This is a genomic window from Variovorax sp. 20P10.2.4, assembly GCF_058244205.1.
Map to the genome: position 1 here is coordinate 1 of NZ_JBZAYE010000439.1, position 6,206 is coordinate 6,206.

Annotated in this window: 9 protein-coding genes; 8 read left to right on the top strand and 1 reads right to left on the bottom strand. The window is 69.1% G+C overall.

Going from position 1 to position 6,206, the window contains the following annotated elements; genetic code table 11:
• From AC27VN_RS29540 to AC27VN_RS29555, 4 genes are all read left to right on the top strand, one after another.
• Positions 1–560, top strand: a 560-nt coding sequence (locus tag AC27VN_RS29540) for a GDSL-type esterase/lipase family protein (RefSeq protein ID WP_490878846.1), incomplete at its 5' end; no start/stop codon positions are given.
• Positions 561–633: 73 nt separating this feature from the next.
• A complete protein-coding gene (locus AC27VN_RS29545; protein ID WP_490878847.1) occupies positions 634–1,398 on the top strand; it encodes an SDR family NAD(P)-dependent oxidoreductase in 765 nt (254 codons plus the stop codon).
• Between the two features lie 11 nt (positions 1,399–1,409).
• The gene (locus tag AC27VN_RS29550; protein ID WP_203203827.1) at positions 1,410–1,667 is read left to right on the top strand and encodes a hypothetical protein; all 258 of its coding nucleotides are present in this window, start codon (positions 1,410–1,412) and stop codon (positions 1,665–1,667) included.
• A gap of 177 nt (positions 1,668–1,844) precedes the next feature.
• Positions 1,845–2,243 carry a hypothetical protein gene (locus AC27VN_RS29555; protein ID WP_490878848.1) on the top strand — a complete coding sequence of 133 codons (399 nt, stop codon included), beginning with the start codon at positions 1,845–1,847 and terminating at the stop codon, positions 2,241–2,243.
• Positions 2,244–2,306: 63 nt separating this feature from the next.
• Here the strand turns inward: AC27VN_RS29555 and AC27VN_RS29560 are convergent, their stop codons facing one another.
• On the bottom strand, positions 2,307–3,290 hold the full coding sequence (locus AC27VN_RS29560) for a Bug family tripartite tricarboxylate transporter substrate binding protein (RefSeq protein ID WP_490878849.1): 984 nt from the start codon (positions 3,288–3,290) through the stop codon (positions 2,307–2,309).
• A 339-nt stretch (positions 3,291–3,629) separates the two neighbouring features.
• On the opposite strand from AC27VN_RS29560, the gene AC27VN_RS29565 reads away from it, so the two are divergent.
• The 4 genes from AC27VN_RS29565 to AC27VN_RS29580 all read left to right on the top strand — a co-directional run.
• A complete protein-coding gene (locus tag AC27VN_RS29565; RefSeq protein ID WP_490878850.1) occupies positions 3,630–4,463 on the top strand; it encodes a transporter substrate-binding domain-containing protein in 834 nt (277 codons plus the stop codon).
• Between the two features lie 50 nt (positions 4,464–4,513).
• The gene (locus AC27VN_RS29570) at positions 4,514–5,179 is read left to right on the top strand and encodes an amino acid ABC transporter permease (protein ID WP_490878851.1); all 666 of its coding nucleotides are present in this window, start codon (positions 4,514–4,516) and stop codon (positions 5,177–5,179) included.
• Positions 5,176–5,841 (top strand): amino acid ABC transporter permease, encoded by a 666-nt coding sequence (locus AC27VN_RS29575; RefSeq protein ID WP_208510446.1) that lies wholly within the window; start codon positions 5,176–5,178, stop codon positions 5,839–5,841. The genes AC27VN_RS29570 and AC27VN_RS29575 overlap by 4 nt, the downstream gene beginning before the upstream one ends.
• An 8-nt stretch (positions 5,842–5,849) precedes the next feature.
• On the top strand, positions 5,850–6,206 hold a 357-nt coding region (locus AC27VN_RS29580; RefSeq protein WP_490878852.1), incomplete at its 3' end, for an ATP-binding cassette domain-containing protein.

Sequence of the window (6,206 nt, forward strand, 5' to 3'; positions counted from 1 at the left end):
TGGGCAACGCGGGCATCAGCGGCAACTCGATGTTCAACGCGAACAACGGCCCCTCGCTGTTCGACCGCTTCCAGCGCGACGTGCTGTCCCGCGATCCGACCGACATCGTCATCCTGGCCGGCGACAACGACCTTTCGAAGTCCTCCGCGGCCGACATCATCGAGCGCTACAAGTACTTCATCGATCTGGCGCGCTTCCGCAAGATCAGGATCCATGGCGGCGTGAACACGCCGATCGGCGACATCGTCGGTGTCGATGGCAATCCGGTGCCGACCGGCTACTACACGGCCTCCAACGATGCCAAGTGGCGGCAGATCAACGACTGGATCAAGACCTCGGGCTACTTCGACGGCGTGATCGATTTCGCCACCGTCGTCGGTAATCCGGACCGCATGCCGCTGGGGATCGCGACCGCCTGCTACGACCCCAGGAGCCCCATCCACCTGAACACACGGGGCCTGGACGTGATGGGCACCCTGGCCTACGACATGCTCTACGAAAAGAAGGTGCAGCCGGCCGAGCCCTGCAACACGCTGGCGTTTCCGCCGCCGCCGAATTGAATGCTTCGGGTGGGGAGGCGGGGCGGAAGACCCTGGCGCTGCCGTTTCCGGGCGCTTCACTATCATCGCCCCCATGCCCACCTCCCACCTCTACCTCATCACCGGCGCATCGCGCGGCCTCGGCCGCGCCATGGCCGAACAGCTGCTGCAACCCGGCCACGTCCTGCTGTGCATCTCGCGCCGCCAGAGCCCCGAACTCGCCGAACAGGCGAAGGCGGCCGGCGTCGAACTCGTGCAATGGGAACAGGACCTGTCCGACCCCGTCGCCTCCGCCGCGCGCCTGCGCGAATGGCTGGCCACGCAGGACGCGCAGCGCTTCGACGCCGTCACGCTGATCAACAACGCGGGCACGGTCGGCAATCCCGCGCCGCTCGCGTCCGCGGTCGATGCCGAGCTGTCGCAGGCGCTGCGCATCGGGCTCGAAGCACCGCTGCTGCTGACGGCGGCCTTCCTCGGCGGCACGCGCGGCTGGCGCGGCGCGCGCAAGGTGCTCAACATCTCCTCGGGCCTGGGCCGCAACGCGATGGGCAGCCAGGCACCGTACTGCGCGGCCAAGGCCGGCATGGACCACTACTCGCGCGCGGTCGCGCTCGAGGAAGCGAACCTGCCGAACGGCGCGCGCATCGTGTCGCTGGCGCCCGGCGTGATCGACACCGACATGCAGGTGCAACTGCGTGGCGCCTCGGCCGAGAACTTCCCCGACCGCACGCGCTTCGAGAAGCTCAAGAGCGAGGGCCTGCTCGACAGCCCCGCGAGCGCGGCCGCGAAGGTGCTCAAGTACCTCGCGCGCGCGGACTTCGGCGCCAAGCCGGTGGCCGACGTGCGCGATCCGGACTGAGCCCCCGCGCCATGGCCACCGCCCAGGGCATCGACACCGGCGAGTACAAGCTCTTTCCCTCGCCGCGCAACCAGCACCGCATCGTCTTCACGCACCAGGTCTTCGTGCCGTACCCGTACGCGCTGATCGTGATGGACGAGTTCGGCTTCCAGGGCCGCCACAGCCTGTTCGCGGCCTGCCGCCTGAGCGACGGCAAGATGGGCCAGCTCGCGGCCTTCGAGCTCGAGTCGGACGTGGCGGTGTTCAACCGCAAGTTCGTGCCGGACTGAGGCGGGCCTCGGATGACGAGAACGTAACCGGGCCGATAAGTCCGCGTCCGTTTCCGTTTCTAGTGTGTGGGCGTGGAGAAATCGACGCCCCGCGCATGGCAAGCCAGAACGCATCGCCGTCTATCTCCACCCCCGCGCCTGACATCCAGCCGCGGGGAACACCCCAAGGAGATATGCATGTCGAACAGAAGAATCGCCGCGCTCGCGGCCGCCTCCGCCATCGCCGGCTTCATGCCGCTCATGGCCTCCGCCCAGCAGAGCTCGCAGCACGTCGATGCACCCTCGCACTTCGCGGCCAACGAAACGGGCATCAAGACCCATGCGGAACTGGCCGGCGCGGGCAAGTCGACGGGCCAGGTCGACCAGGAGCTGGCGACCGCGCAGAACGATCCGAAATGGAAGGGCTTCCTGGCCTATGGCGCGCCGGTTCCGGTGACCAATGCCAAGCCGAAGACCCGCGCCGAAGTGACGGCCGAGCTGGAGCGCGCGCAGCAGCATCCGGGCTGGGAGCGGGCCTCGCGCTCGGGCGCATCGCTGGTACTGCCCGCCGCGCCGATGCCCGTGTCCGCGCGTTGAGGCGCGGTCCTCCAACGAAAAGAGGGCGCAGCGCGCCCTCTTTCTTCGTCGGCCCTCGCGTGCTTACTCGATGGTCGCGCCCGAGGCCTGCACGATGCCCTTCCACTTCTCGTAGTCGGTCTTCAGCAGCGCGCCGAACTGCTCGGGCGTCATGCTCTGCGGCTCGGCGCCCTGCGCGATGATCGCGGCCTGCATCTCGGGCGTGGCCAGCAGCTTGTTGACCTCGGCGTTCAGCGTGGCGATCACGTCCTTGGGCGTCTTGGCCGGCACGAACAGGCCATACCAGGTGCTCACGTCGAAGCCCTTGTAGCCGAGCTCGGCCACCGTGGGCGTGTCGGGCAGCGAGCTGCTGCGCTTGGCGGAGGTCACGGCCAGCGGGCGCAGCTTGCCGGCCTTGATCTGGGCCATGGCCGAGGGCACCGACGACACCATCAGGTCGACGTTGCCCGCGAGCACGTCCATCATGGCCGCGTTCGAACCCTTGTAGGGCACGTGGCGCATCTTGATCTTGGCCGCGCCGTTGAAGATCTCGCCGGCCAGGTGGATGGTGGTGCCGTTGCCGGGCGAGCCGTAGGTGATGGTGTCGGGCGCGGCGCGCGCGGCCTTCACCACGTCGTCGAGCGTCTTGTACTTGGAGTTGGCCTGCGTGACGATCACCACGGGCGTGAAGGCCACGTGGGCCACCGCGGCCAGGTCCCTGGTCGGCTCGTAGCTGAGGTTCTTGTAGAGCCAGGGCGCGACGACCATGTTGTCCTTCTGGCCCATCACGATGTCGTAGCCCGTGGGCGCGGCGCGCGCGGCCTCGGCGATGCCGATGGTGCCGCCGGCGCCCGCGCGGTTGTCGGGCACCACGGTCCAGTGGTTGGTCTCGGTGAGCTTCTGGGCCACCAGGCGCGCCAGGATGTCGGTGCCGCCGCCGGGCGGGAAGGGCACGATCATGCGGATCGGCTTGGCCGGGTAGGCCTGGGCCTGGGCGGTGGAGGCGGCGCCGAAGGCCAGCGGAAGCGCCAGCGCGAGGGCCAGCGGGCGGATGAGTTGTCGGATCATGGGTTTGTCTCTGTATCTGGACGGATCGGGTTGCAGCCTGGAAGCCATCGCATCGCTGCACCAGGGTGCAGTGTGCCGGAACGACCCCGTGCGGGATTTCGCGGTTCGCGATGGCCGTCTTCTCCAGGCGTGGCGGCTTGCACCGATTTTGCACCCCCTTAGTGCGCCTCGCGCCGTCTCCTGTTCCTTTTTGCGCCGCTGTCGGCACCACGGCCGTGCCGCCGGACCGATTCGGGCTGGCATGGAACTTGTGTGTTCCAAGCAAGTGACTTGCATGAATGCAAGTTGCTTGCTGAATCTGTCCACACCTGCTTCAATCCACACCCGAGGGCCCTGCTCATGCTGTTCCATCGCGCAATCGCCGGCGTTCTTTCCCTGTTCCTGCTCGGTGCCGCGCACGGCGCCGACATGCTGGAAACGGTGAAGAGCAAGAAAGAAATCGTCATCGGTACCGAGGCGCAGTTCGCGCCGTTCGAGTACCTGCAGGACGGCAAGATCGTGGGCTACGGCCCCGACCTGATGCGCCTGATCCTGGCCGACCTGCCCGAGGTCAAGGTCAAGCAGTTCGACGTGCCGTTCCAGGGCATCCTGCCGGGCCTGGCGACCAGGCGCTTCGACTTCGTCGTGACCTCGGTCACGCTCACCAAGGAGCGCGCCGACAAGTTCGCGTTCACCGTGCCGATCGCCGACGCCACGACGGCGCTGGTCAAGCGCAAGGACGACGCCGCGCTCACCGACCCCGCGGGCATCGCCGGCAAGACGGTCGGCTCGCAGGCCGGCTCGGCCCAGCTGCGCGCGCTGCAGGACTATGCGAAGAAGCTGCAGGCCGACGGCAAGCCGGCGGTCACGATCCGCGAGTACGTGAGCTTCGACGAAGCCTATGCCGACCTGGCCGCCGGCCGGCTGGTGGCGGTGGCGCAGTCGCTCTCCAACCTGGCGACGCTGGTGAAGACGCGCGGCGACATCTACGCGGTGATGCCCGCGCCCATCGGCCCCAAGACCTACTTCGGCTGGGTCGGCCGCAAGGACGCCGACAGCGCGCCGCTGGTCAAGTTCTTCAGCGACGGCATCGCGCGGGCGCAGAAGAGCGGCCAGCTCAAGGAGCTGCAGATGAAGTGGTTCGGCTTCGCGATGGACGTGCCCACCGACGCGGTGCCGGCGCCGCAGATGTGAGCGGGCCTGCTCCGCACGACGCTTCCTGACCCCGCACCACCGCGCTCCCGATGAACGCAACGACCCTTCTCGAGCGGCTGGCCGCCTACCTGCCCGTGCTGCTGCAGGGCGCCGTCACCACGCTGAGCGTGGCGGTCGCGGCCATCGCGCTGGGCTTCGCCTGGGGCGCGGTGCTGCTGGGCCTGTCGCTGCGGCGCGGCGGCCGGGGCGTGCTGCCGGCCGCGGTGCGCACCTACCTGAGCTTCTTTCGCGGCACGCCGCTGCTGGTGCAGTTGCTCATGCTCTTCTACCTGCCCAGCGCCTACGGCCTCGACCTGCCGCCGCTGCTGGTGGCCATCGTCGCGCTGGGCCTGAACTCCGCCGCGTTCCAGTGCGAGATCCTGCGCGCCGGGCTGGTGGCGGTGCCGGCCGGGCAGATCGAGGCCGCGGCCTCGTTCGGCATGCCGCCCGCGCGCATCTTCCGCCACGTGCAACTGCCGCAGCTCGCGCGGGCCGTGTGGCCGGCCGTGGTGTCGGAGGGCGTCGACGTGGTGAAGAGCTCGGCCATCGTCTCGGTGATCTCGGTGGCCGACCTGGCGCGCGGCGGGCGGCAGATCGTGGCGGCCAACTTCAGGCCGCTCGAGGTCTACGTCTCGGTGGGCCTGTGCTACCTGCTGATGACCGGCGCGGTGCTGTGGCTCGGCCACTGGCTGCGCGGCCGGATGGAGCGGCCATGATCGACACGACGCTCCTGGGCCAGCTGCTGCCCGCGTTCGGCGCGGCCGCGCTGCGCACCGTGCTGCTCACGCTGACGGGACTGGCGGGCGGCCTGGTCGTGGGCTTCGCCTTCCACGCACTGCGCGAAACCGGCTGGCGCGCGGCGCGCTGGCTCTACACCGCCTACACCGCGGTGTGGCGCGGCGTGCCGTTCCTGATCCACCTGTTCATCGTCTACTTCGGCCTGCCGAGCGCGGGCCTGTCGCTCGACCCCTTCGCCGCCGCCGGCCTCACGCTCGCGGTCTACGGCGGCGCCTACTTCGCCGAGATCTTCCGCGCCTGCTGGCAGAGCATTCCGCGCGGCCAGATCGAGGCGGCCCGCTGCATGGGCCTGTCCTCGCGCCAGATCTTCGCCACCATCGAATGCCCGCAGGCCCTGCGCGCCAGCCTGCCGCTGATCGCGAGCCAGACCATCCTGCTGATGAAGGAGTCCGCGCTGGCCTCGGTCATCACCTATCCCGAGCTGACGATGACCGCCGGCAAGGTGGTGTCGGAGCAGTTTGTCTACGTCGAGCCCTACCTGCTGCTGGCGCTGAGCTACTGGGGCCTGTCGCTGCTCGTCAACCGCGCGGCCGGCACGCTGCGCGCCTGGGCCGCCCTTCGAGAAACCTCCCGTCCATGAATGCTCCCGTGACCGTTCCCATCGTCTCCCTGCGCGGCGTCGGCAAGTCCTTCGGCCCGCAGCGCGTGCTGTCGGACATCGACCTGGACATCCGCAAGGGCGAGGTCCTGTCGCTGATCGGCCCCTCGGGCTCGGGCAAGACCACGCTGCTGCGCTGCATGAACTTTCTCGAGGCCTACGACGAGGGCGAGGTCCGCATCCGCGGCGCGCTGCTCGGCTACCGCCGCAACGCGGCCGGCGCGCTGGCCCGCGAGAGCGAGCGCGTCGTGGCCGAGGTGCGCGCGCCGGTCGCCATGGTGTTCCAGCAGTTCAACCTGTGGCCGCACATGACGGTGCTGGCCAACGTGATGGCGCCGCTCACGCTG